The sequence below is a fragment of the Nonomuraea sp. NPDC049649 genome (genome assembly GCF_040675175.1).
Classification (GTDB): Bacteria; Actinomycetota; Actinomycetes; order Streptosporangiales; family Streptosporangiaceae; genus Nonomuraea.
The window spans coordinates 24,593-45,418 of sequence record NZ_JBFAOH010000044.1; the positions used below are offsets into that span (position 1 = coordinate 24,593).

A 20,826-nucleotide genomic window follows, 5' to 3' on the forward strand; every position below is an offset into this window, starting at 1 on the left:
CGGCGGCCCTGCGCTGACCCCCGTCAGCGCCTGCGCTTCTTCCCCCGGCCGTCGGGGCGGCCGCGGGAACCGGGCGCCGGGCGGCCCACCAGGCGGAGCCGGTGACGGCCGGCCCGCATCGGCTCGGCGACCAGGGCGCGGAACTCCGCCAGGCACTCCTCCGCCGGGTGGCCGGAATTCGCCACCGCCTCGACGACCTCCGCCGCGTCCTTGCCCGCCATCTTGCGGATCTGCGCCTGGGCCTCCTCGGGTCCGGCCAGCTCCAGAAGCGTGAGCAGCCCTTCGGCCATCAGCATCAGCTGCTCCCCCGGGGTGAGGTCGTGCGGTGCGAGGTCTCCGGCCTCGGTCAGCGCGGTCACGGCGAGCGGCCCCAGCTCGCGGTCGCCGCGCAGGTCCCGCAGCAGTCGCGTGCCGTCAGGATGAGCGTGGACCAGCACGTTGAGCATGGCGGACGCGCGCGCCCGGAAGGGGCAGGCGCGGATGGCGTCGAGCAGTGGATCGATGCTGCCGCCGTGGGCCGCCAGCCAGCCTTCGAGCTCCAGGGCGCCGGTCTCGGCGGTGTAGTGCTCCGCGAGCACGCCCAGCAGCCCGGCCGGTGGTGCGCCGGCCAGCTCGCCGACCAGGGGGACGTCCCGGCCGTCTGCGAGCATCCTCTCCCGGGTGGCCCGCAGGCCCAGCGGGGTCAGGCGGACGAGGGGGCCGGGCTCGGCGAGGCGGGTGCGCAGGCGGGCGCGGACTTCGGGCGGCAGCGGCTGCAGGTCCTCGTCCAGGCCTCCGGGCTCGTCGGGGCCGGCGAGGTCGAGCGAGTACAGCTCGTCGGCCAGGCCGTGGCTCAGCTCCACCGCGCCGAGCTCGGCCAGCACGTCGAGGGCGCGGCCGAGGTCGCGGTCGACCTGCTCGCGCCGGATGTCCTCCACCATGGCTGAGAGCAGGAAGTCGCTCTGGCAGGCCAGCCAGACCGTCTCCTGAAGCCGCGCCACGGGGAGCGGCTCCGGCAGCCCGTACGCGCTGTTGAGCACGTCGGTCAGCACCTCGTCGAAGACCCGCGGCAGGATCGGCGGGCCGCTCCACCCCGACACCGGCGGCCCGATCGCGTCGCCGAGCTCGAAGAACGCCTCGAAGGCCCGAGCCCAGAGCCGCTCCGGATCGCGCAGCAGCGGCGCCGCTTTGGCCACCCGGTACAGCCGCCCCTTGCTCACCCGCACGATCCGGGTGCTCTTCGCCCAGCTGAACAGCAGGTTGAGCCGGCGCATCTCCGTCGAGCTGCGCACCTTCAGGTCCTGCTCCCCGGTGCCGAGGAGTCCGGCCAGTTCGCGGGCGTCGGCCAGCCGGAGCGCTCCCGTGCCGGTGAGCGGCCGTCCCTCCGCTCCGGCCCACTCGGCCAGGGCCGTCAGCTGCCGGACGACCTGGCTCCGCGCCGCCGCCTCGGCCAGCTCCGACGCGGGCGGCAGGGCCACGGGCGGCTGGGAGAACGCCCGCTCCTCGTCGGGACCGGCACCGGTCATCCGGGCCACGAACAGCTTGTCGAGCGTGTCCTGGTCGTAGGGCACCCGGCCCGCGTCGACGTCCCGCTGGAACCTGTCGAGCGCCTTGGGGTCGGTCAGGTCGACGCCTGCGTCGAACGCCTTCTGCGCCCAGTACTTCGCCACACCCCAGCGGAGCTCGTCCGCCACCGCGGCGGGGTACTCGGCGGCGGCCTCGGTCACCGCCCGTTCCAGCTCGGGCAGCGCGGCGCCGCGCGGGTCCAGCAGCCCGGCCGCGTCCATATAACGCAGCAAGGTCCGCAGGCTCTCCGTGGCGGCGGTGACGTCCGGCGGGGCGACCACGTAGTGAGGAATCCACTCCAGCAGGAGCCGCCGCACCTGGCCGGGGTCCCAGAACCCGAGCCGCCCGTCGCGGCTGCGGTGCCGCGAGTCCAGGGCCGCGGCCAGCAGCATCTCGTCGGCGGCCGGCTCACGCCCGGCCGCCCAGGTCTGGCAGCGGCGGATCAGCAGATCCTTGGCCGCCTCGAATTCCTCGGCCTCTTCCGGCTCGAAATGGGTGCGCAAGAGCTCGCTTCCCGTCGCCTGGTTCCGGTCTTGAAACGTTGCGACTGTATACGAGATCAGCCGGTCACCGAGACTGACCAGTGCTTCTGGCAGCTGGACGGGCCGATGAGGTTGGTGTCGCAGCCCTTGATGTTCCACCGGTCGACGTACGCGTTCCCGCCCGCCCGCCAGGCGGCCACCACGAGGTGTCCGCCCAGCCTGGGCGACCAGGCCGGCTGGCCGTTGGCGAAGGTCTGGCGGCGGCCTGCGCGGGCACCGCCGCCGGCGTTCCGGCGGTGACGAGCGCGGTGGCGAGCGTGAGGGTCGGCCGACGGTTCATCGCGGCGCTCCTTCGGGGGCGGATGCCTCAGTGATACGGCATGCCGCTTTCCGGAGGCTTGACCGGCGCCTTCGGGTGGCTTGGCCCGTGGCCCTGCGCTGACCGCCACGCTGCCGGGGTGTGGGATTGGCCGGGCATTCCGGGGGTACCCCGGGGGCCATGACAGAGCGGAACGACGTCATCGTCCTCGTGCAGGCCGACCACCGCCGGATCGAGGTGCTGTTCAAGCGCCTGCTGCTGAACCAGAAGGACCCGGGGCCCGCCGTCGCCGCGCTGCACGCCCTGCTGACCGCGCACTTCCGCGCCGAGGAGGACCTGGTCTATCCCCGCCTCGACGCCCACCACGGCCTCGCCCAGCACAAGGAGGCCGAGATCCACCTGGACGAACTGCGGCGGGCCGCGCCTTCGACCGAGGAGTTCTGCGGCGCGCTGCACCGGCTCGTCGTGGCGGTGATGGAGCACATCGCCGACGAGGAGACGACGATCCTGCCGATGATGGCCCGCAAGCTGACGCCGGAGGAGCTGGCCGAGCTGGGCGGCGCGTTCGCGGAGGCCCGGCAGCGCGAGCTGGACGCGCTGCGCGGGGAGCCGCGCCGGGAGACCCGCGGCAAGGGCAGGTTCGGGACCGGCAAGACCCAGATGCAGGAGGTCGTCGCCTCCCTGTGATCAGGCCGTGGGCACGAACCCGGTGCCGGCCCGGTAGTTGGGCGACTGGTGGCGGAAGTAGGTGTTGTAGACCTGGCAGTAGCGGCCGCCCCGGGCCAGCAGGGTGGCGTGGTCGCCCTCCTCGACGATGCGGCCGTGGTCGAGCACGATGATGCGGTCGACGTGCTCGATGGTGGACAGCCGGTGAGCGATGACGATGGAGGTCCGCTCGGCCAGCACCACGTCGAGCCCTTCCTGGATCTGCGCCTCGGTGAGCGGGTCGACGCTGGCCGTGGCCTCGTCGAGCACCACGATCGCCGGATCCTGGATGAGCAGCCGGGCGAGGGCGACGAGCTGGCGCTGGCCCATCGACAGGGCCCGGCCGTGCTCGCCCACGTCGGTGTCGAGGCCGTGGGGCAGGGCGTCGACCCAGTCGCCGCCGCCGACCGCCGCCGCGGCCGCCCGCACCTCGTCGTCGGTCGCGTCGGGCCTGGGATAGCGGATGTTGTCGGCGACGGTGCCGCTGAACAGGAACGGCGACTGCGGCACGGCGCCGATCTGCCTGCGGTAGTCACCGAGGTCGAGCGTGCGGATGTCGCGGCCGTCGATGAGCAGCCGGCCTTCCTGGAACTCGTAGAAGCGGGTGATCAGCTTGCTCAGCGTGGACTTGCCCGCCCCGGTGTGGCCGACGAGCGCGACCGACTCGCCGGCCTCGATGCGCAGGTCGAAGTCGCGCAGCACCGGGCTGGCCGGGTCGTAGCCGAAGGTGACGCCCTGGAACTCGATCCGCCCGGCCAGCCTGCCGACCGGCTCCGACGCCGTCTGGACGACCCGCGGCTCCGCGTCGATGAGCGCGAAGACCCGCTCCGACGCCGACAGCCCCTGCTGGAACTGCGACCAGAACGCGGCGATCGACGTCAGCGGGAACCAGAACAGCGCCACGCCCTGGAGGAACAGGTACCAGTCGCCGGCGGACAGCCCGCCGCCGAGCACGGCGTTCCCGCCGAGCTGCACCAGGGCGACCGTGGCCAGCCCGGCCACCAGGAACAGCACCGGGAAGATGCCCGAGAAGACGAACCCCTGCCGCAGCGTCACCTGGTAGCTCTGCCGGTTGATCGGCAGGAACTCCTCGTAGACCTGCCGCTCCTGGCGGAAGCTCTTGGCCACCGCGATGCCGCCCATCGTCTCCTGGAGGTTGGCGTTGACCCGGCTGAGCGAGCGCTGCGCTCTGCGGGTGCTGCTGCGGGCGAGCCGCCGGAACAGCAGGGCCAGCCCCATCACGACCGGCACCACCAGCAGCGTCAGCAGGGCCAGCTCGACGCTGCGCATGAACAGCAGCACGGTGACGAAACCGACCATGAGCACCTGGCTGATCAGGTCCATGGTGAGCGTGGAGACGGTGGCGAAGTCGTCGGTGTCGGAGGTGACCCGGCTGACGATCCGGCCGGACGGCGTCTCGTCGTAGAAGGACAGGTCGCGCTGGAGCACCGCGTCGAAGGCGTCCTCGCGCAGGCGGAGGACGACGTCGCCGGTCACCCGCGCGCTGTACCACTGCCGGAAGAAGTTGAACACCCAGCCGAGCACCCCGGTCAGCAGCAGCGCCCCGGTGAGCGGCCAGGCGATGTCGCCGATCGTGCCGTCCTGGACCGCGTCGACGCCCCAGCTGATCAGCAGCGGCCCGGCCGCCTGCCCCAGCGACCCCAGCACGATCATGGCGGCGACCAGCAGCATCGCGCCGAACTTGGGCCGGAAGTAGGACAGGATGCGGCGCAGCAGCTCGCGGTCGTCGTAGGTGCGGTCGTAGTCTTCGGCCTCCAGGCCGTCCATCAGAAAGCCCATCAGCCCGCCCTCCCCTGCTCGCCTGCCAGCACAGGCGCGTCGCCGCCGCCGGGCAGGGTCTCGTCGTAGTGAGCGAAGATCCGCCGGTAGAGCGGGCTCCGCGCCAGCAGCTCGTCGTGCGTGCCGAAGTCGACCAGCTCGCCGCGGCGCAGCAGCAGGATCTTGTCGGCCCACCGGATCTGGGACAGTCGGTGGGTGATCAGCAGCGTGGTGCGGCCTTCGAGCACCCGGCCGATGGCCTGCTGGATCAGGTCCTCGGTGGCGGAGTCGACGGCGCTGGTGGAGTCGTCGAGCACGAGGATCGCCGGGTCGGTCAGCAGCGCCCGGGCGATGGCCAGCCGCTGGCGCTGGCCGCCGGACAGGGTGATGCCGCGCTCGCCGATGACGGTGTCGTAGCCGTCGTCGAGCTCGCCGATGAACTCGGCGGCCTGCGCGTCTTCAGCCGCCCGTACGATGGCGTCGCGGCCGGCCTGCTGCCCGAGGCCGAAGGCGATGTTCTCGGCCACCGAGCGGGAGAACAGCACGATGTCCTGCTCGATGGCGGAGATCTGGGAGCGCAGCGAGTCGAGGTCCCATTCGCGCACGTCGACCCCGTCGACCAGGACGCGGCCGGAGGTGACGTCGTAGATGCGCGGGACGAGCTTGGTCAGCGTGGTCTTGCCCGAGCCGGTCTCGCCCACGACGGCGACCGTCTCTCCCGGCTGGACCGTGAACGACAGCCCGCGCAGCACCGGGTCGCCGCCCTCGTAGCCGAACGTCACGTCCTCGAAGACGATCTCACCGGTGATGGGCGCGGCGTGGCCCTCGGCGGGCTGCTCCAGCTCGGTCTCGGCGTCGGCGATGGCGAGGATCCGGCGGGCGGCCACGATGCCGATCTGCACCAGCGAGAACGTGAAGATCGACATCTGGGTGGGGAAGCCGAGCATGCCCATGAGGCCCATGAAGGCCACCACGTCGCCGATGGTGAGCTGGCCGGCGGAGTGGAGCGCGAGCGCGTGCCAGAGCGCCCCCGCCATCGCGGCGGCGAACAGCAGCGTCGGCAGGTAGCGCGCCTGCACCAGGCCGTTGCGTACGAACGAGTCGCGGTAGAGCCTGGCCAACTTCCGGAACCGGCTGCGCTCCTGGGCCTCCTGGGCGGTGACCTTGATGACCTCGATGCCGCGCACGGCCTCGTTGAGCCCGGCGTTGAGGTCGCCGAACTGCTCGCGCATCCGGGTCGCCACCGGGTTGAGCTTGCGCATGTAGTGCCAGAGCGCGAGGCCGAAGAGGACGGCGAACACGCCCGGCACGAGCAGCAGCCGGGGGTCGATGGCGGCGATGAAGAACAGCGGCACCAGGCCGCTCAGCCCGGAGTCGACGATCAGGTCGACGCCCGGGGTGATCATGATGGAGAGCTGGCGGATGTCGTTGGCGGCCCGGGCCATCAGGTCGCCGACCCGCTGGCGGTTGTGGAAGGTCTGGCTCTTGCCGAGCAGGCTCACGTAGAGCTCGTCGCGGGTGTCGCGCTCCAGCCGTTTGGCCAGCACCTCGGCCGACAGCCGCGCCCACAGGTCGAACAGGCCGCGGAAGAGCACCACGACCAGCATGACCAGCACGATCACGCCGAGCGCGCCGGCGTCGCCCAGCACCGCGTCGAAGGCCGCGCCGGTGAGCTGCGGGACCATGCCGTTGAGCACGGTCATGATCAGCGAGCCGCCGAGGAACCCGGCCAGGTGGAGCGGGTGGCTGCGCAGGTGGGACCAGAGCCAGCGCACCGGGCCGCGCCGGTCGTAGCCGGGCCCCCCGGTGGAGAACTCCGCACTGTTGCTGCTCACGGCCACGGCCCCCTGACCGGTCGACGACGGGCAACCAACCAACCTTGTCTACCAGCCGCCACCGACACTTTCCCATTGCTTTTCTCGGGCGCTGAGACATGCTCATACTCCGTAGAGGGAGACCGACAGAGAGGGGTGCCACGTGCTGTACATCTTCGGCTTCGATCGGATCGGCGTGGCTGTCAGCGACATCTACTTCCAGGACCCGGAGCCGCAGAAGGGCCAGGAGGGTCCCGAGCACGGCGTCCGGCTCGAACTGCGGATGCTCGAAGAGGGCGAGCTGCGCGGCACCGTCTACTCGGCCCGCCCGATCAACCTGGGCAGGCCCATCTGGCGGGTCGACCTGCTGGAGTCGGTCGACGGGCGGCCGGGCAGCTTCGACAGGACGCACCACCACCCGGTCTTCACCGGCTGGGACCCGGGCCCGCGGGTGTTCGCCAGGGAACTGTCGTCCGACCCGCTGGGCTGGCTCGCCGACCGGCTGTCCGACCTGGACGGCGTGCTCAAGCAGGGGAACGTGGACGAGACGTACCCGCAGGACGCGCTCGCGCTGCGCGAGCGCACCCCCGAGATCATCGCCTGCGTGGAACGCACCCTCGCCGCCGTGCGCGCCGGCGAGCTCGGCACCGCCCCCGCCGGCCACGGCGAGAGCGTACGGGCGAGCTGGCTCTAGCTCAGCCCGGACTCAGACCGGACTCAGACCGGACACTGCCAGAAACGCAGGGTGGCGCTGCTGCTCTTGACCACCCGCGGCGCGGCCGCCTCCTCGGGCCAGATCTGCAGCAGGTAGTCGTCGTCCGGCCCGTCCATCCCCCGGGCGTGGTATCTCAGCCGGTACCACCCGGGGCCGGCGGGCAGCGGCGGCAGCTCGTAGGCGGGGCCGCCCCATTCGTGCAGCGCCACCCGGCCGACCGCCGACCGGAAATTCACCTCGACGATGTCCTCGAACTCGTCTTCGGGCCCCGGATCGCGATCGGCCACCGCCACCGTGAACCCGACCGTCCCCGTGTCGGCCCCGGTGATCAGGAACGCCGCCCCCTCCTCGACCCGGATGATCCCGACCGGGTGGGCCGGATCGTCGTCGGGCAGCCCATGAGGCCCGGTCGCCTCGTCGTCGACGAGGTAGGCCTGGCGGTGGCGGACGTGCAGGTCCACGTGTACGAAGTGCGCCGTCCCCATGCTCATGGCGCGGATATTAGACAGCCCCGCTGACATCCCGGTTTCAGCTCGCTAACGCCGCTCGTGTGAGCCGGTGCGGAGGCGCGGTCATGACACCCCGGATTCCACGCCGGCGCCTCGTGTGAGCCCGTGCGCACCGGGCAGAGGGCACGGTCATGAAGGGTTTCCTCAAGGTCGTGCTGGCGCGGTGGCTCGCGCGTACTCCCCTCGGTCTCACCGCGCTCGGGATCGGCTGGTATCTCGGGCGGCGGCGCAAGCGGCGGCGGGAGCAGGAACAGGAGACGACGGAGCACAGGGCCCGGAGCGGCGCAGGACACCGCCGGCTTTCCTGACCCTGGACGTCATCTCCGGTCACCTCGGGTGCCAGACTCGGAACATGCAGAAGACATCGCTGGACGCACTCGTACGCGAGAACCTCAAGCGCGCCGCCGACGCCTCGACGGGCCGCAGCGCCGAAACCCTCTACGGCGGGCACGAGCGCGTGCTCCGGCAGACGCTCATCGCGCTGAAGGCCGGGCAGTCGCTCGCCGAGCACGAGAACCCCGGTGAGGCCACCCTGATGGTGCTGCACGGCCGGGTCCGGCTGGTCAGCGGCGACGACTCCTGGGACGGCATGACGGGCGACTACCTGGTGATCCCCGACGCCCGCCACAGCCTGGAGGCGCTGGAGGACGCCGCCTGCCTGCTGACCGTCGCGAAGGTATGACGCTTCCGCTGCTGACCTTCGGTCACGGCACGGCGGGCCGCGCGGAGCTGGCCACCGTGCTGCGCGACGCCGCCGTGGAAGCGGTGGTGGACGTACGGACGGCGCCGGGCAGCAGGCGCAACCCGGACGCGCGCCGTGAGGAGCTGGCCCGCTGGCTGCCGGAAGCCGGCATCGCCTACCGGTGGGACCAGCGGCTCGGCGGCTTCCGCAAGCCCGCGCCCGGCTCGCCCGACGTCTTCTGGCAGAACGACTCCTTCCGCGGCTACGCGGGTTATACGCGCGACCCGGCCTTCCTGGAGGCGATGGACGAGCTGCTGGCCCAGGCGGCGCGGACGCGGACGGCGGTGATGTGCTCGGAGTCGCTCTGGTGGCGCTGCCACCGGCGGCTCATCGCCGACTTCGCGGTGCTGGTCAGGGGCGTGCCGGTGCTGCACCTGAGTCACAGCGGCTCGGCGGCCGAGCACCGGCCGACGGCGGGCGCGCGGGTGCGGGAGGACGGTCTGCTGGTGTACGACGTGATCAGCAAAGAGGTCAGCGAGGAGTGAAGCGGACGAACGGGATGCGCCGCCCGACCTCCCGGAAGTCGGACTCGGAGCCGTCGACCAGGAAGCCCATGAGCTTGGCCAGCCGCCTGGCGATGCGCGGGTTGCGGAGCGCGTACCTCGCCATGAGGTCGGCGCCCTCGTCCGCGCTGAGCGGCCGGGCGGTCATGGGCCGGGCGCGGTTGCCGACCTGGACGGTGACCTCGGGCGTCTTGAGGATGTTGCGGTACCAGTCGGAGCGGCGGCCGTACCCGGCGGCGGCGATGTGACCGCCGCTCGCCGCGTCGTGGCCGACGACCTCGATGACCGCCTGGCGCGGCTCGCCGGACACCCGCCCGGTATGGGTGAGCAGCATGAACCGGCCGCCCAGCAGCCAGCCCAGCCGGAGCCGGTACAGGTGGATGGGCAGCCGGAACAGCGTCCGGCGCAGCCCGGACGGTTGCGGGGGCGTGCCGAGGATCTCTATGGTGCTCGCTCCCTCGGATAGTGCAGGTCGAACGCGGGCCGTTCGGAGCGGATGGGCGGGATGGACGTGAAGTTGTGGCGGGGCGGCGGGCAACTGGTGGCCCATTCGAGCGAGTTGCCGAAGCCCCACGGGTCGTCCAGCGTCACCCAGCGCGGCTTGCGCGCGGTGATCCAGACGTTGAGCAGGAACGGCACCGTCGACAGCCCCAGGATGAGCGCGCCCACCGACGAGATCTGGTTGAGGGTCGTGAAGCCGTCGTTGACGCCGTAGTCGGCGTAGCGGCGCGGGAAGCCCACCATGCCCAGCCAGTGCTGCACCAGGAACGTGGTGTGGAAACCGATGAACAGCAGCCAGAACTGGATCTTGCCGAGTCGTTCGTCGAGCATCCGGCCGGTCATCTTGGGCCACCAGAAGTAGAAGCCGGAGAACATCGCGAACACCACCGTACCGAAGACCACGTAGTGGAAGTGGGCCACCACGAAGTACGTGTCGGTGACGTGGAAGTCGAGCGGCGGCGAGGCCAGGATGACGCCGGTGAGCCCGCCGAAGAGGAAGGTGGCCATGAAGCCGACCGCGAAGAGCATCGGCGTCTCGAAGGTCAGGTGGCCGCGCCACATCGTGCCGACCCAGTTGAAGAACTTCACTCCCGTCGGCACCGCGATCAGGAAGCTCATGAACGAGAAGAACGGCAGCAGCACCTGACCGGTGGGGAACATGTGGTGCGCCCAGACCGTCATCGACAGCCCGGCGATCGCCATGGTGGCGCCGACCAGGCCGATGTAGCCGAAGACCGGCTTGCGCGAGAAGACCGGGATGACCTCGGTGACGATGCCGAAGAACGGCAGCGCGATGATGTACACCTCGGGATGGCCGAAGAACCAGAACAGGTGCTGCCAGAGGATCGGCCCGCCCACCTCGGGGCTGAAGATCTGGGTGCCGAACTTGCGGTCCGACTCCAGCGCGAGCAGCGCGGCGGCGAGCACGGGGAAGGCCATCAGCACGAGCATGCTGGTGAGCAGCACGTTCCAGGTGAAGATGGGCAGCCGGAACATGGTCATGCCGGGCGCGCGCATGCCGATGATGGTGGTGACGAAGTTGACCGCGCCCAGGATCGTGCCGAGCCCGCTCAGCACGAAGCCCATGATCCACAGGTCGCCGCCGATGCCCGGCGAGCTCGCGATGTTCGACAGCGGCGTGTAGGCGAACCAGCCGAACGCGGCGGCCCCGTCGCGGGTGAAGAAGCCGCTGACCGCGATCAGGCCGCCGAACAGGAACAGCCAGTAACTGACCATGTTGAGCCGGGGAAAGGCCACGTCGGGCGCGCCGATCTGCAGCGGCATCACCACGTTCGCGAACCCGGCGAAGAGCGGCGTCGCGAAGAGCAGCAGCATGATCGCGCCGTGCATGGTGAACAGCTGGTTGTACTGGTCATTGGTGACCAGCTGTAACCCGGGCTGGGCCAGCTCGGCGCGGATGACCAGCGCCATGACCCCGCCGGCTAAGAAGAACCCGAACGACGTGATCAGATACAGGTAGCCGATCACCTTGTGGTCCGTGGACGACAGCCAGGACGCCAGACGGCGCCCCGCCGGTGTCTCGACATGCTCATGGACCTTCGGCGGACTCACGACCATGGCGAGCTCCCCGGCTCGGCCGGCGCGACGACGCAGAGGTCGGGACGGACGAACGCGTGCAGCTCCAGTTCGGGCCCGTCCGGGTCGAGCCGTTCGAGCGCGGAGCGCAGCAGCCCGCGGTGGGCGCCGCAGACCACCTCGGGGTGCTCGCGGGCGCTGGCGCGGAACGGGCAGCCGTGCAGCAGGACGTGCCCGTCCTCGGTCGGCTCGGGGTCGAACCCCATCTCGGCGAACATCGCCGTCACGACCGACCGGGCGTCCCCGGCGGCCGACGGGTTCAGCCGCCGCCGCGCCCACTCCTCACCGGCCTGCTCCGCCCGCCGCGCCCGCTGGGCCGGGGTGTCGGCGAAGTGGCGGGCCAGCAGCTCGGCCAGCTCCTGGTAGGGCCCGTGCTCGGGCTCGGCCGCCCAGGACGCCGAGTAGACCGTGCGCGGCCTGCCCCGGCCGCCGCTCCGCTCGGCCCGCTCGGTGACCAGCCCGGCCTCGATCAGCGCCGACAGGTGGAACCGGACGGTGGTCACGTGCAGGCCGGTCTCGGCGGCGAGCTCGCGGGCGTCGAGCGGCTCCGACCGGTCGCGCAGCAGGTCCAGGATGGCGACCCGGCTGGGCACCGACAGCACCTCGTGGACGCGTGCCCGGTCCGTCATGACGACACCGGGTAGCTCGCGACGAGCGGGGTGTCGACACCGAGCCTGCCGAGCTTGGACGCCCCACCGGGCGAATCCAGCGGCGCGTCGCGGCCGGGCAGCGTCTCGCTGAAGAACGCGTCGTTGTCCGCCGCGAACATCTTCCACCGGTCGGGTAGGTCGTCCTCGTAGTAGATGGCCTCCACCGGGCAGACGGGCTCGCAGGCCCCGCAGTCGACGCACTCCAGCGGCTGGATGTAGAGCGCCCTCGATCCCTCGTAGATGCAGTCGACCGGGCACTCCTCCACGCACGCCCGGTCGACCACGTCCACACACGGCTCAGCGATCACATAAGTCATATTTAGAGGATGCTCATCCTCTAAAAGGGAAGTCAATGCGGCGCTGTTGACAACTTTATTTGTCGGTGAAACGCTCGGGGGCACCCGACGGAGGAGACAGGACATGACCACGGTGACTTCCCGCGACGGCACCCCCATCGCCTACAGCCGGACCGGACAGGGCCCCGCGCTCCTGCTCGTCGACGGCGCCATGTGCTACCGCGCCTCGGGCCCCAGCACCCCGCTCGCCGAGCGGCTGACCGGCGACTACACCGTCTACACCTACGACCGGCGCGGCCGCGGCGAGAGCGGCGACACCCCGCCGTACGCCCCCGAGCGGGAGGTCGAGGACATCGCCGCCCTGATCGAGCTGATCGGCGAACCGGTCTTCCTGTACGGGATCTCCTCGGGCGCCGCGCTGGCCCTGGCCGCCGCCGCGAGCGGGCTGCCGGTCAGCAAGGTCGCCGTGTACGAACCGCCGTTCGTCGTCGACGGCACCCGCCCGCCCATGCCCGCCGACTACACCGCCACCCTGGAGTCCCTGCTCGCGGCCGGGAAGCCGGGCGCGGCGATCCGCTACTTCATGCGCGAAGGCGTCGGCCTGCCCGCCCCGATGGTCGCCCTCATGCCCCTCGTGCCCGGCTGGTCGGGGATGAAGAAAGTCGCCCGTACGCTGCCGTACGACGCCGCGTTCGTGACCGAGTTCGCGCAGGGCCGGCCGCTGCCGGAGGGACGGTGGGACGGCGTCAAGATGCCGGCCCTGGTCGTCGACGGCGGCAAGAGCCCGGCCTGGATCCGCAACGGCACCCGCGACCTGGCCCGCGTCCTCCCCGACGCCGAACACCGCACCCTCGACGGCCAGACCCACATGGTCAAACCCGACGTGCTGGCCCCCGTACTGAAAGAGTTCTTCCACACCCACTCGTGAGAAGGCCAGGCATGCTTCCGCACTAACCCGTGAGAAGGAGAGCGGGGAACGGTCGAGCCCGACGTGCTTGCCCCTCCCGATCTCACTCTTGAGAGTGAGGCCGAGGATAGGTCGTGGCGGCGATCCGCTGAGAGGCCGGAAATTTCACGATAGGTGGGCAACCTCTTCTCGAAGGAGCCCGCCATGTCCAGCGCCCCCGCCCCGCCGCCCACCAGGCTCGCGGCCTTCTCTTACGTCGCAGCGCCGCTACTCGCCCTGGTCTACGGGGTGCTCAGGATCATCGACGGACTCGACGGGGTCATGGGGCCCGGGGTGGCCTGGACGGTCGGGCACCTGGCGTTCATGGCGGCGCTGGTGCTGTTCGCGGTGATGCTCCGGGACATGCGCCGGCTGCTCGGCGACACCCTGGCGACGGTCACCTACGCCGCCGGGCTCGCGGGGATCGGGTTCGCGATCGCCCAGTTCGGCATCGACGTGGTGGTGGGCTTCCTGGCCGACCGGCATGAGGACATGGGGCCGCTGTTCGACCAGGTCCAGGCGGTGCCCGGGGTGCCGCTGCTGGTGTACCAGGCCGGGCCGGTCCTGTTCTACGCCGCGCTGCTCGCCTTCGCGGTCCAGCTCGCCGTACGGCGGCGTGTCCGGCCCTGGATGCCGCTGCTGGTCCTGGGACAGGTCGCGCTCCCGCTGATCTCGCTCGACCTCATCCCGGTGGGGTCCATCCTGGCTGTGGTCGCGTTCCTCCCCCTGGCCCTGCGCGGCCGACTCGTTCCAGTCTCATGACATCTCGGGATTTTCCGTACGGTGCGGGAGAATGGGAAGCCGTGCCGGAGTCACCGTTCGTGACCGTGCTGCGGCGGCGCGCGCGAGCGCTGCCGCCCCTGCTCGTGGACGGCGCGCTCGCCCTCCTCGTCACCGGCGCGCAGCTCTGGCCGCTGCTGACCACCCGGGCCGAAGACGGGTCGCCGTGGCACTGGTGGGGGTACGCGGTCGCGGTCGCCGCGTCGCTGCCCCTGGCCTGGCGGCGCCGGGCCCCGGTGACGGTGCTGGCCGTGTCACTGACCGTCAGCCTGCTGTACGACCTGGCCAGGCCCGTCGCCGAACAGCCCGTCTGGTACGGGATGCTGGTCGCCTACTACACCGTGGCCATGCGGTCACCCCGGCGGATCCGGCTGGTGCTGCTCGCCGGGACCGTGATCGGGCCGTTCCTCCTGCCCGGCTCTGTGGACACTGCCCTGCGCAGCAGCATCCTGCTGGTGGCCGCGTACGCGCTGGGGCGGGCCGCGGCCGGCTCCCAGGCCGAGGCGGCGGCGCTGGCGGAGCGGGCGGCCCGGCTGGAGCGGGAACGCCAGCTCGAAGCCGAACGCGCCGCCGAACGTGAGCGCGCCCGCATCGCCCGCGACATGCACGACATACTCGCCCACGCCATCAGCCTCATGGTGGTGCAGGCCGAGGCCGGGCCGGTCGCCGTCAGACAGGACCCGGCACGGGCGGAGGCGGCCTTCGACGCCATCGCCGGGGCCGGGCGGGACGCGATGGAGCAGATCCGGCGCATGCTCGGCGTGCTCAAGGAGGACTCGGCGCCGCTCGCTCCCCAGCCCTCCATCGACGACCTGCCCGAGCTGGCCGCCCAGGTCTCGGGCGCGGGGCTGCGGGTGTCGTACGAGGTGACGGGCGACCCCAGACCGGTCACGCCCGGCTGCGCGGTGGCCGCCTACCGGATCGCCCAGGAAGCTCTCACCAACACTGTCAAACACGCGGGGGCCACCCACGCCTGGATCCGGCTCACCTGGAAGGACGACACCCTCATGCTCGACATCACCGACAACGGCCACGGCACGGCCCCCGCCCTCCCCTCCGGCGGCCACGGCCTCATCGTCATCCGCGAACGCGCCGCCTCCTGCGGCGGCACCGCCACCATCGGCCCCCGCAGCGACGCCCCGGGCTACCGCGTCTCCGCCCGCCTCCCCCTGTCATGAAAGAGAAGCGGCCAGCGAAACCCACCGTCCCGCGACCCTGCCACAGGAGACCGGGCGTCGGCCAGCGGGCCGTCCACTCGTACGACGGCCGTCCCCGGAGAGAAAGGGTCGGTCCCCGCGCCGCGCCCTCCTGTCACAGCCGTTCCCAGGCAGCAGTGGTCGGCCAGTGCGGCACCCACCCGTACCGCAGCCGTGGCCGGAGAGGAACGGTCGGCCGGTCCGCCGCCCATTCCTGCGACGACCGCTCCCCGAGGGGCGGTGAGCCGACCGGAGGGTGTCAGGAGAGCGGGGTGGGCCGCCCCCTCCAGCTTCCGTTTCCGGAAAGGACGGTCGGCCGCCCGCTTTTGCCTCAGAGGAGTAGTCGGGGGTTTCGGAGGGGGGGTCTGTCTATGAAGGTTTTGGGCGGAAGGGGAGGGAGGCGCAGATGAGTGCGGGGATCCGGGTGGTGGTGGCTGATGATCAGGAGTTGGTGCGGAGCGGGTTCGCGATGATTCTGGACGCGCAGGCCGATATCGCCGTGGTGGCTGAGGTGGGGGACGGGGTGGAGGCGGTGGCGGCGGTCAGAAAGCACCGGCCGGATGTGCTGCTGCTTGATATCCGGATGCCGCGGATGGATGGGATCGAGGCGGCGAGGGTGGTGTGTGCCGAGACCGGGTGCCGGGTGGTGATGCTGACGACGTTCGATCTGGACGACTACGTGTATGAGGCGCTGCGGGCGGGGGCAAGCGGGTTTCTGTTGAAGGATGTGCGCAGGGACGATCTGGTGAACGCGGTGCGGGTGGTGGCGGCGGGTGAGTCGCTGCTGGCGCCGTCGGTGACGACCCGGCTGATCCGTGAGTTCACGTCGCGCCCGGTCAAGCGGGGTGCTGGGAAGGCGCTGGACGTGCTGACGGCGAGGGAGCGGGAGACGTTGCAGCTGATCGCGCGAGGGCTGTCGAACGCGGAGATCGCGGAGGTGATGGTGGTCAGCGAGCATACGGTGAAGACGCATGTCAGCAACCTGCTGGCCAAGCTGGGCCTGCGCGACCGAGTGCAGTCGGTGATCGCCGCCTACGAGTCGGGGCTGGCCGTTCCGGGCGCGTAACCGGCGGGTGGCCGGGTAGGCGGCGGGCATGACCGAAGGTATCGACACGGACATGCTCTGGGACGAGTTCCACCGGGTGGTCAACATGACCTCGGAAGAGCTGCGCTCCTATTTGCTCGCCGAGGCCTCCGGGGAGGAGGCGTTCACGGCCCATCCTGACCTGGGCGTCGACGAGCTGGGCAGGAGTGTGCTGCACGTGCTGGGCAAGCGCAAGGTCGATCTGACCGACGACGACGTCCGGGTGATGCGGCAGGTCATCGACCTGGTGGAGACCGTGGGCGACAAGACGGACGACGAGTCGCGGCGGGTGCTCATGACCGCCGGGCACGACCCGCTCAGACCCTGATGCGCCGAAGTCATGGAACGACCGCGCCGCCGGGTGGTGCAATGGGCCGACCAGCCGACTGAGGAGGCCCGTTGAGAGACAATCTCGACCTCGCCGCGGACGCCCAGGAGCTCGCCGACGCCGCGCCGGAGGGGTCTGTGGACCGGGCCGCCGCGTCGTCCGTCGCCATCACTCTGGCGACGACCCGCGACGCCGCGCAGGCACGGAAGACATTGGACGGCCTCTCCCCCGACGACGTGCGGACGGCGGCGCTGGCGCTGTTCGACCGGCTGTCCGCAGACTGATCCGACCCACTGATCAGGTGGGCGACCGGCTGTCCCCGGGGTGATGCGACCGCTGGGCGAGCGGGCATGACCGCTGGGCGAAAGGGCCGTTGCCCTGCCCGGCGGCCCGGACCAGGCTGGGAGGCATGCCGGGCGTTGACACCATCGACGGCCTGACGAGGGCCGTGGCCGACTTCGACACGAGCGGGTTCGAGCTGCCGATGGAGGAGGCCGCCCTGGAGAGAGCGCGCCGGTCGCTGCTGGAGACCGGTCTGCTCCTGCTCGGCGAGATTCCGGGTGTACGGGAGAACCCGCTGGTCATTCTGCGGCTGATGCGGGAGCTGGAGCTCGGCAGCCTGGCGCTCGAATGGCACGCCGACCTGACCCTGGAGCTCTACACGTACTTGAGGCACGGCACCCCGCTGGAGAGCCCGCAGTGGTGGGCGGGCGACGGCCGGGTGACGGCGGGGCATCTGGCGGTGCTGCGGCAGCTCGCCCCGATCACGGTGACGCTGTTCGACGGCGACTCCCCGGGTGACTGGTCGGCCGGGGAGTCGGCGATGGCCCGGCGGGTGCTCGACACGGTGGCCGCTCCGACGCTGGTGGTGGCGGGGAGCGAGCACACCGGCCTGACGCCGAACCGGCTGGGGGTGCCGATGGGCGCCTGCCTGGCACGGGTCCGGCCGGGGCTGGAGAGCATCCGGGTACACTACGGACGCGGCGCCCTCTACCGGATGGGGCGGCGCAGCATCGACGCCCCCGCGGCGGCGAGCGGGCTGCGGATCTCGGACGGCGAGCTGATCGTGGGGCTGCCGGAGTTCACCGAGGCGACCGTGCCGCGGCGCCCGCTCGAAGCGCGGGTGGAGCGGCTCACCCGATTCTGAGCGCATGAGTGGATCTTTCACGGGCGCGGCGGATGGGACAGTCTGGAATCATCCGTCCATCTCGACATCGAGGAGACCTGTGGCCGATCCCGTCAGTGTGGCGACGCGTGGCAGTGACTTCGCCAGACTCGCCGCCAAGATCAGTGAGGCCGGTCTGCTCGACCGGCGTCCCGTCTATTACGCCGTCCGCGGCGCCCTCGTCGCGGCTGCCTACGCGGGCGGCTGGGCGCTGTTCGTGTGGGTGGGTGACTCGTGGCTGCAGTTGCTCGTGGCCGTGGTGCTCGCCGTGGTCTTCACCCAGGTCGGGTTCATCGCCCACGACCTGGGCCACCGGCAGATCTTCAGGAGCCGCCGGACCAGCGAGACCGTCGGCATCCTGGTCGGCAACCTCGGCATCGGGCTCGGCTGGGGCTGGTGGAACACCAAGCACAACAAGCACCACGCCAACCCCAACCACGAGGACCACGACCCGGACGTCTCCCCCGCGGTGATCGTCTGGTCGGAGGACCAGGTGGGCCGGAGCCGCGGGCTGCCCCGGTTCATCGCCAAGCGGCAGGCGCTCTGGTTCTTCCCGCTGCTCACGCTGGAGGCGTGGCATCTGCACGTGGCGAGCGTGAAGTCGGTGCTCAAGCCGGGTGGCCGGCGCCGCGGCACCGAGGCGGCGCTGCTGCTGGCGCACTTCGTGCTCTATTTCGGCGCGGTCTTCGCGGTGCTGCCGGTCGGCAAGGCGCTGCTGTTCCTGCTCGTGCACCAGGGTGTGTTCGGGGTGTATCTGGGCTGCTCGTTCGCGCCGAACCACAAGGGCATGCCGGTCCTCACCGCCGAGGACAAGCTGGACTTCCTGCGCAAGCAGGTGCTCACCTCGCGGAACGTGCGGGGCGGGTTCCTCGTCGACGTGGCGCTCGGCCAGCTCAACTACCAGATCGAGCACCACCTGTTCCCGAACATGCCGGCGCCCAACCTGCGCAGGGCGCAGCCGATCGTGCAGCGCTACTGCGAGGAGATCGGCGTCAGCTATCTGGAGACCGGGCTGTTCTCCTCGTACGGGCAGGCGCTGCGGCACCTGCACCAGGTGGGGGCCGAACTGCGCTGACCCGCCCGCTCACGCACCGTTCTGCCGGCGCAGCAGGCTCTCGCGGCGTTCCTCCAGCTCGGCGATGAGGCCCGCCTGCTCGTCGGCCTGGGTGATCAGGGCGGCGATCTCCGTCTGGTCGGTCGCGCCCATGTCCCTGATCTGCTCGCGCTGCTCTCGGTTCTCCTGCTTCAGCCGGGCGATCTCCTCGTCGAGCCGCCGCAGTTCCTCTTGGATGCTCATTCCGGGGCTGTACCCGCCGCCGGGCGGGTTACGACTACCGATGTATGGCCCGTACGCTCCGTGAGCGGGGAGAATGGGGGCATGCGCAGGCTGCCGTCGAGCACGATCGCGTCGCTCGTCATCGTGGTGGTGACGGTGCTGGTGCTGGTCGTCACGTGGGTGGTCCGCGCCGGCCTGGGGCCGGGGGTGCTGGACGTGGTGCTGCCGGCCGTGGCGCTCGCCGGGGTGCTGGTCCGTGAGCGCCATCCGGTGGTGGCCCTGGTGGTCGTGGTCGCCGCGACCGGGCTCTACTTTCCGTTCTCCGCGCTCGACGCGCCGATCATCTACCTGCCGTTCGTGGTCCTCTACACCGCGGCCGAGCGGGGTCATCTCATCGCCGCCATCGCCACCGGCTCGGTCGCCCTGCTCGCGATGGGGCTGGGCGAGGTCTCGGGCAGCACCCGGCATGTGGACGACGGCACCTTCGTGATGATCACCGGCTGGGTGGTGGCGGCCATCGCGGCGGGCAGCGTGACCCGCAACCGCCGCGCCTACCTCCTGGAGGCCGAGCGCCGGGCGCGGGAGGCCGAGTACGGCAAGGAGGAGGAGGCCAGGCGGCGCGCCGGTGAGGAGCGGCTGCGCATCGCCCGGGAGCTGCACGACGTGCTCGGTCACAACATCTCACTGATCAACGTGCAGGCGTCGGCCGCGCTGCACGGGCTGAAGAAACGGCCCGAGGACGCCGAGCGGGCGCTCCGTACGATCAAGGACACGAGCAAGGAGACGCTGCGCGAGCTGCGCACCACGCTGGGGGTGCTGCGCCAGGTGGACGAGGACGCGCCGACCGCGCCCGCCGACAGCCTGTCGCGGCTGGACGCGCTGGTGCAGGCGTCCGGGCTGAAGGTCCACACCGAGCTGTCCGGGCCGCTCGACCGGCTGCCGGTCGAGGTCGATCTGGCCGCGACCCGGATCATCCGGGAGGCGCTGACGAACGTCGCCCGCCACTCCGGGGCCGGGGAGGCGAGGCTGGCCGTCACCGCGGGCGACGGACTTATCATGATCCGCGTGGAAGACGACGGGCCCGGCGTCACGTACACCGAAGGCAGCGGCTTCGGGCTGCGCGGCATGCGCGAACGCGCCGCCGCGCTGGGCGGCAGCCTGGAGGCGGGCCCCCGGCCGGAGGGCGGCTTCCGCGTCCTCGCCACTCTGCCGCTGAACGGAGCTACATGATCCGCGTGCTGCTGGCCGACGACCAGACCCTGGTACGGGCCGGGTTCCGGTCGATCCTCAGCGACGAGGACGACCTGGAGGTGGTGGGCGAGGCTGGCGACGGGGCGCAGGCCGTGACGCTCGCCCGCGAGCTGCGGCCCGACGTGGTGCTGATGGACATCCGCATGCCCGAGCTCGACGGGCTGGAGGCCACCCGCCGGATCGCCGGCGACCCCCGGCTCGACGCGGTCAAGGTGATCATCCTGACCACGTTCGACCTCGACGACTACGTCTACGGGGCGCTGCGCGCGGGCGCGGGCGGGTTCCTGGTCAAGGACACCGAGCCGGCCGAGCTGATCCACGCCGTCCGCGTGGTCGCCCGGGGCGACGCGCTCATCTCGCCGTCCGTCACCCGGCGGCTCATCTCCGAGTTCGCCGGGCGGGCCAAGCGGCCCGAGCCCGGCCCCGAGCTGAACGCCCTCACCGAGCGGGAGCGCGAGGTGCTGGCGCTGGTCGCGGGCGGGCTGTCCAACGACGAGATCGCGGCCCGGCTGGTGCTCAGCCCGGCCACGGCCAAGACCCACGTCAGCCGGATCATGACCAAGCTCCGGGCGCGCGACCGGGCCCAGCTCGTGGTGATCGCCTACGAGGCCGGGATCATCACGCCGGGCTGGTTTACCTCCTGA

The 20,826-nt window shown here is 71.3% G+C and carries 25 protein-coding genes; 15 read left to right on the forward strand and 10 right to left on the reverse strand.

Annotated elements, in window-relative coordinates; genetic code table 11:
• Nucleotides 1–23 precede the first annotated feature (23 nt).
• A complete protein-coding gene (locus AB0J42_RS32695; protein WP_364301364.1) occupies nucleotides 24–2,048 on the reverse strand; it encodes a hypothetical protein in 2,025 nt (674 codons plus the stop codon).
• Between the two features lie 56 nt (nucleotides 2,049–2,104).
• Nucleotides 2,105–2,230 (reverse strand): hypothetical protein, encoded by a 126-nt coding sequence (locus AB0J42_RS32700; RefSeq protein WP_364301367.1) that lies wholly within the window; start codon nucleotides 2,228–2,230, stop codon nucleotides 2,105–2,107.
• Nucleotides 2,231–2,526: 296 nt separating this feature from the next.
• Between AB0J42_RS32700 and AB0J42_RS32705 the strand changes: the two genes are divergently transcribed.
• A complete protein-coding gene (locus AB0J42_RS32705; protein ID WP_364301369.1) occupies nucleotides 2,527–3,033 on the forward strand; it encodes a hemerythrin domain-containing protein in 507 nt (168 codons plus the stop codon).
• Here the strand turns inward: AB0J42_RS32705 and AB0J42_RS32710 are convergent, their stop codons facing one another.
• Both AB0J42_RS32710 and AB0J42_RS32715 read right to left on the reverse strand, forming a co-directional pair.
• Entirely contained in the window at nucleotides 3,034–4,851 is a 1,818-nt protein-coding gene (locus tag AB0J42_RS32710; RefSeq protein ID WP_364301371.1) for an ABC transporter ATP-binding protein, read from the reverse strand.
• Entirely contained in the window at nucleotides 4,851–6,665 is a 1,815-nt protein-coding gene (locus tag AB0J42_RS32715; protein WP_364301373.1) for an ABC transporter ATP-binding protein, read from the reverse strand. Before AB0J42_RS32715 ends, AB0J42_RS32710 begins: the two co-directional genes overlap by 1 nt.
• Nucleotides 6,666–6,807: 142 nt before the next feature.
• On the opposite strand from AB0J42_RS32715, the gene AB0J42_RS32720 reads away from it, so the two are divergent.
• Nucleotides 6,808–7,338 (forward strand): hypothetical protein, encoded by a 531-nt coding sequence (locus AB0J42_RS32720; protein WP_364301375.1) that lies wholly within the window; start codon nucleotides 6,808–6,810, stop codon nucleotides 7,336–7,338.
• Nucleotides 7,339–7,361: 23 nt separating this feature from the next.
• Here the strand turns inward: AB0J42_RS32720 and AB0J42_RS32725 are convergent, their stop codons facing one another.
• Entirely contained in the window at nucleotides 7,362–7,850 is a 489-nt protein-coding gene (locus tag AB0J42_RS32725; RefSeq protein WP_364301377.1) for a hypothetical protein, read from the reverse strand.
• 149 nt (nucleotides 7,851–7,999) lie between these two features.
• On the opposite strand from AB0J42_RS32725, the gene AB0J42_RS32730 reads away from it, so the two are divergent.
• The 3 genes from AB0J42_RS32730 to AB0J42_RS32740 are packed head-to-tail and all read left to right on the forward strand — an operon-like array spanning nucleotide 8,000 to nucleotide 9,095.
• Entirely contained in the window at nucleotides 8,000–8,176 is a 177-nt protein-coding gene (locus AB0J42_RS32730) for a DUF6203 family protein (RefSeq protein ID WP_364301379.1), read from the forward strand.
• A gap of 44 nt (nucleotides 8,177–8,220) precedes the next feature.
• Nucleotides 8,221–8,550, forward strand: coding sequence for a cupin domain-containing protein (locus tag AB0J42_RS32735; protein ID WP_364301381.1), 330 nt, complete (start codon nucleotides 8,221–8,223; stop codon nucleotides 8,548–8,550).
• Nucleotides 8,547–9,095 (forward strand): DUF488 domain-containing protein, encoded by a 549-nt coding sequence (locus AB0J42_RS32740; RefSeq protein ID WP_364301383.1) that lies wholly within the window; start codon nucleotides 8,547–8,549, stop codon nucleotides 9,093–9,095. The genes AB0J42_RS32735 and AB0J42_RS32740 overlap by 4 nt, the downstream gene beginning before the upstream one ends.
• On the opposite strand, the gene AB0J42_RS32745 is transcribed toward AB0J42_RS32740, so the two are convergent.
• The 4 genes from AB0J42_RS32745 to fdxA are packed head-to-tail and all read right to left on the reverse strand — an operon-like array spanning nucleotide 9,082 to nucleotide 12,177.
• Entirely contained in the window at nucleotides 9,082–9,663 is a 582-nt protein-coding gene (locus AB0J42_RS32745) for a nitroreductase family deazaflavin-dependent oxidoreductase (RefSeq protein WP_364301385.1), read from the reverse strand. The two genes, AB0J42_RS32740 and AB0J42_RS32745, sit on opposite strands and share 14 nt — an antisense overlap.
• Nucleotides 9,555–11,192, reverse strand: coding sequence for a cytochrome c oxidase subunit I (gene ctaD, locus AB0J42_RS32750; protein WP_364301387.1), 1,638 nt, complete (start codon nucleotides 11,190–11,192; stop codon nucleotides 9,555–9,557). Before ctaD ends, AB0J42_RS32745 begins: the two co-directional genes overlap by 109 nt.
• A complete protein-coding gene (locus tag AB0J42_RS32755; RefSeq protein ID WP_364301389.1) occupies nucleotides 11,183–11,839 on the reverse strand; it encodes an ArsR family transcriptional regulator in 657 nt (218 codons plus the stop codon). Before AB0J42_RS32755 ends, ctaD begins: the two co-directional genes overlap by 10 nt.
• On the reverse strand, nucleotides 11,836–12,177 hold the full coding sequence (fdxA, locus tag AB0J42_RS32760; protein WP_364301391.1) for a ferredoxin: 342 nt from the start codon (nucleotides 12,175–12,177) through the stop codon (nucleotides 11,836–11,838). The genes AB0J42_RS32755 and fdxA overlap by 4 nt, the downstream gene beginning before the upstream one ends.
• A 103-nt stretch (nucleotides 12,178–12,280) precedes the next feature.
• Here fdxA and AB0J42_RS32765 point away from each other — a divergent pair, with 103 nt between their 5' ends.
• The 8 genes from AB0J42_RS32765 (at nucleotide 12,281) to AB0J42_RS32800 (ending at nucleotide 18,730) form a co-directional block, all read left to right on the forward strand.
• Nucleotides 12,281–13,084 (forward strand): alpha/beta fold hydrolase, encoded by an 804-nt coding sequence (locus AB0J42_RS32765; protein ID WP_364301394.1) that lies wholly within the window; start codon nucleotides 12,281–12,283, stop codon nucleotides 13,082–13,084.
• 183 nt (nucleotides 13,085–13,267) lie between these two features.
• Nucleotides 13,268–13,864 carry a hypothetical protein gene (locus tag AB0J42_RS32770; RefSeq protein ID WP_364301395.1) on the forward strand — a complete coding sequence of 199 codons (597 nt, stop codon included), beginning with the start codon at nucleotides 13,268–13,270 and terminating at the stop codon, nucleotides 13,862–13,864.
• 41 nt (nucleotides 13,865–13,905) lie between these two features.
• Complete coding sequence (locus tag AB0J42_RS32775; protein ID WP_364301397.1) at nucleotides 13,906–15,060, forward strand: histidine kinase; 1,155 nt, start codon at nucleotides 13,906–13,908, stop codon at nucleotides 15,058–15,060.
• A gap of 424 nt (nucleotides 15,061–15,484) precedes the next feature.
• The gene (locus tag AB0J42_RS32780; protein WP_364301399.1) at nucleotides 15,485–16,144 is read left to right on the forward strand and encodes a response regulator transcription factor; all 660 of its coding nucleotides are present in this window, start codon (nucleotides 15,485–15,487) and stop codon (nucleotides 16,142–16,144) included.
• 28 nt (nucleotides 16,145–16,172) lie between these two features.
• On the forward strand, nucleotides 16,173–16,490 hold the full coding sequence (locus AB0J42_RS32785) for a DUF3140 domain-containing protein (protein ID WP_364301402.1): 318 nt from the start codon (nucleotides 16,173–16,175) through the stop codon (nucleotides 16,488–16,490).
• Between the two features lie 71 nt (nucleotides 16,491–16,561).
• On the forward strand, nucleotides 16,562–16,774 hold the full coding sequence (locus AB0J42_RS32790) for a hypothetical protein (protein WP_364301404.1): 213 nt from the start codon (nucleotides 16,562–16,564) through the stop codon (nucleotides 16,772–16,774).
• Nucleotides 16,775–16,899: 125 nt separating this feature from the next.
• Nucleotides 16,900–17,637, forward strand: a complete 738-nt coding sequence (locus tag AB0J42_RS32795) for a hypothetical protein (RefSeq protein ID WP_364301406.1) — start codon at nucleotides 16,900–16,902, stop codon at nucleotides 17,635–17,637.
• 79 nt (nucleotides 17,638–17,716) lie between these two features.
• Nucleotides 17,717–18,730, forward strand: a complete 1,014-nt coding sequence (locus AB0J42_RS32800) for an acyl-CoA desaturase (protein WP_364301408.1) — start codon at nucleotides 17,717–17,719, stop codon at nucleotides 18,728–18,730.
• A gap of 9 nt (nucleotides 18,731–18,739) precedes the next feature.
• Here AB0J42_RS32800 and AB0J42_RS32805 read toward each other — a convergent pair whose 3' ends face one another.
• Nucleotides 18,740–18,952 (reverse strand): hypothetical protein, encoded by a 213-nt coding sequence (locus AB0J42_RS32805; RefSeq protein WP_364301410.1) that lies wholly within the window; start codon nucleotides 18,950–18,952, stop codon nucleotides 18,740–18,742.
• 81 nt (nucleotides 18,953–19,033) lie between these two features.
• On the opposite strand from AB0J42_RS32805, the gene AB0J42_RS32810 reads away from it, so the two are divergent.
• Together AB0J42_RS32810 and AB0J42_RS32815 are read left to right on the forward strand one after the other, a co-directional pair.
• Nucleotides 19,034–20,161 carry a sensor histidine kinase gene (locus AB0J42_RS32810; RefSeq protein WP_364301412.1) on the forward strand — a complete coding sequence of 376 codons (1,128 nt, stop codon included), beginning with the start codon at nucleotides 19,034–19,036 and terminating at the stop codon, nucleotides 20,159–20,161.
• A complete protein-coding gene (locus AB0J42_RS32815; RefSeq protein WP_364301415.1) occupies nucleotides 20,158–20,826 on the forward strand; it encodes a response regulator transcription factor in 669 nt (222 codons plus the stop codon). Before AB0J42_RS32810 ends, AB0J42_RS32815 begins: the two co-directional genes overlap by 4 nt.

Excerpts from the sequence above, each read along its gene's own strand:
- AB0J42_RS32705 (WP_364301369.1), top strand. The coding sequence starts at position 2,527 with ATGACAGAGCGGAACGACGTCATCGTCCTCGTGCAGGCCGACCACCGC.
- AB0J42_RS32710 (WP_364301371.1), bottom strand. The coding sequence starts at position 4,851 with ATGGGCTTTCTGATGGACGGCCTGGAGGCCGAAGACTACGACCGCACC.
- AB0J42_RS32725 (WP_364301377.1), bottom strand. The coding sequence starts at position 7,850 with ATGAGCATGGGGACGGCGCACTTCGTACACGTGGACCTGCACGTCCGC.
- AB0J42_RS32730 (WP_364301379.1), top strand. The coding sequence starts at position 8,000 with ATGAAGGGTTTCCTCAAGGTCGTGCTGGCGCGGTGGCTCGCGCGTACT.
- AB0J42_RS32735 (WP_364301381.1), top strand. The coding sequence starts at position 8,221 with ATGCAGAAGACATCGCTGGACGCACTCGTACGCGAGAACCTCAAGCGC.
- AB0J42_RS32740 (WP_364301383.1), top strand. The coding sequence starts at position 8,547 with ATGACGCTTCCGCTGCTGACCTTCGGTCACGGCACGGCGGGCCGCGCG.
- AB0J42_RS32745 (WP_364301385.1), bottom strand. The coding sequence starts at position 9,663 with ATGGGCCACCAGTTGCCCGCCGCCCCGCCACAACTTCACGTCCATCCC.
- ctaD (WP_364301387.1), bottom strand. The coding sequence starts at position 11,192 with ATGGTCGTGAGTCCGCCGAAGGTCCATGAGCATGTCGAGACACCGGCG.
- AB0J42_RS32755 (WP_364301389.1), bottom strand. The coding sequence starts at position 11,839 with ATGACGGACCGGGCACGCGTCCACGAGGTGCTGTCGGTGCCCAGCCGG.
- fdxA (WP_364301391.1), bottom strand. The coding sequence starts at position 12,177 with ATGACTTATGTGATCGCTGAGCCGTGTGTGGACGTGGTCGACCGGGCG.
- AB0J42_RS32765 (WP_364301394.1), top strand. The coding sequence starts at position 12,281 with ATGACCACGGTGACTTCCCGCGACGGCACCCCCATCGCCTACAGCCGG.
- AB0J42_RS32770 (WP_364301395.1), top strand. The coding sequence starts at position 13,268 with ATGTCCAGCGCCCCCGCCCCGCCGCCCACCAGGCTCGCGGCCTTCTCT.
- AB0J42_RS32780 (WP_364301399.1), top strand. The coding sequence starts at position 15,485 with ATGAGTGCGGGGATCCGGGTGGTGGTGGCTGATGATCAGGAGTTGGTG.
- AB0J42_RS32785 (WP_364301402.1), top strand. The coding sequence starts at position 16,173 with ATGACCGAAGGTATCGACACGGACATGCTCTGGGACGAGTTCCACCGG.
- AB0J42_RS32795 (WP_364301406.1), top strand. The coding sequence starts at position 16,900 with ATGCCGGGCGTTGACACCATCGACGGCCTGACGAGGGCCGTGGCCGAC.
- AB0J42_RS32805 (WP_364301410.1), bottom strand. The coding sequence starts at position 18,952 with ATGAGCATCCAAGAGGAACTGCGGCGGCTCGACGAGGAGATCGCCCGG.
- AB0J42_RS32810 (WP_364301412.1), top strand. The coding sequence starts at position 19,034 with ATGCGCAGGCTGCCGTCGAGCACGATCGCGTCGCTCGTCATCGTGGTG.
- AB0J42_RS32815 (WP_364301415.1), top strand. The coding sequence starts at position 20,158 with ATGATCCGCGTGCTGCTGGCCGACGACCAGACCCTGGTACGGGCCGGG.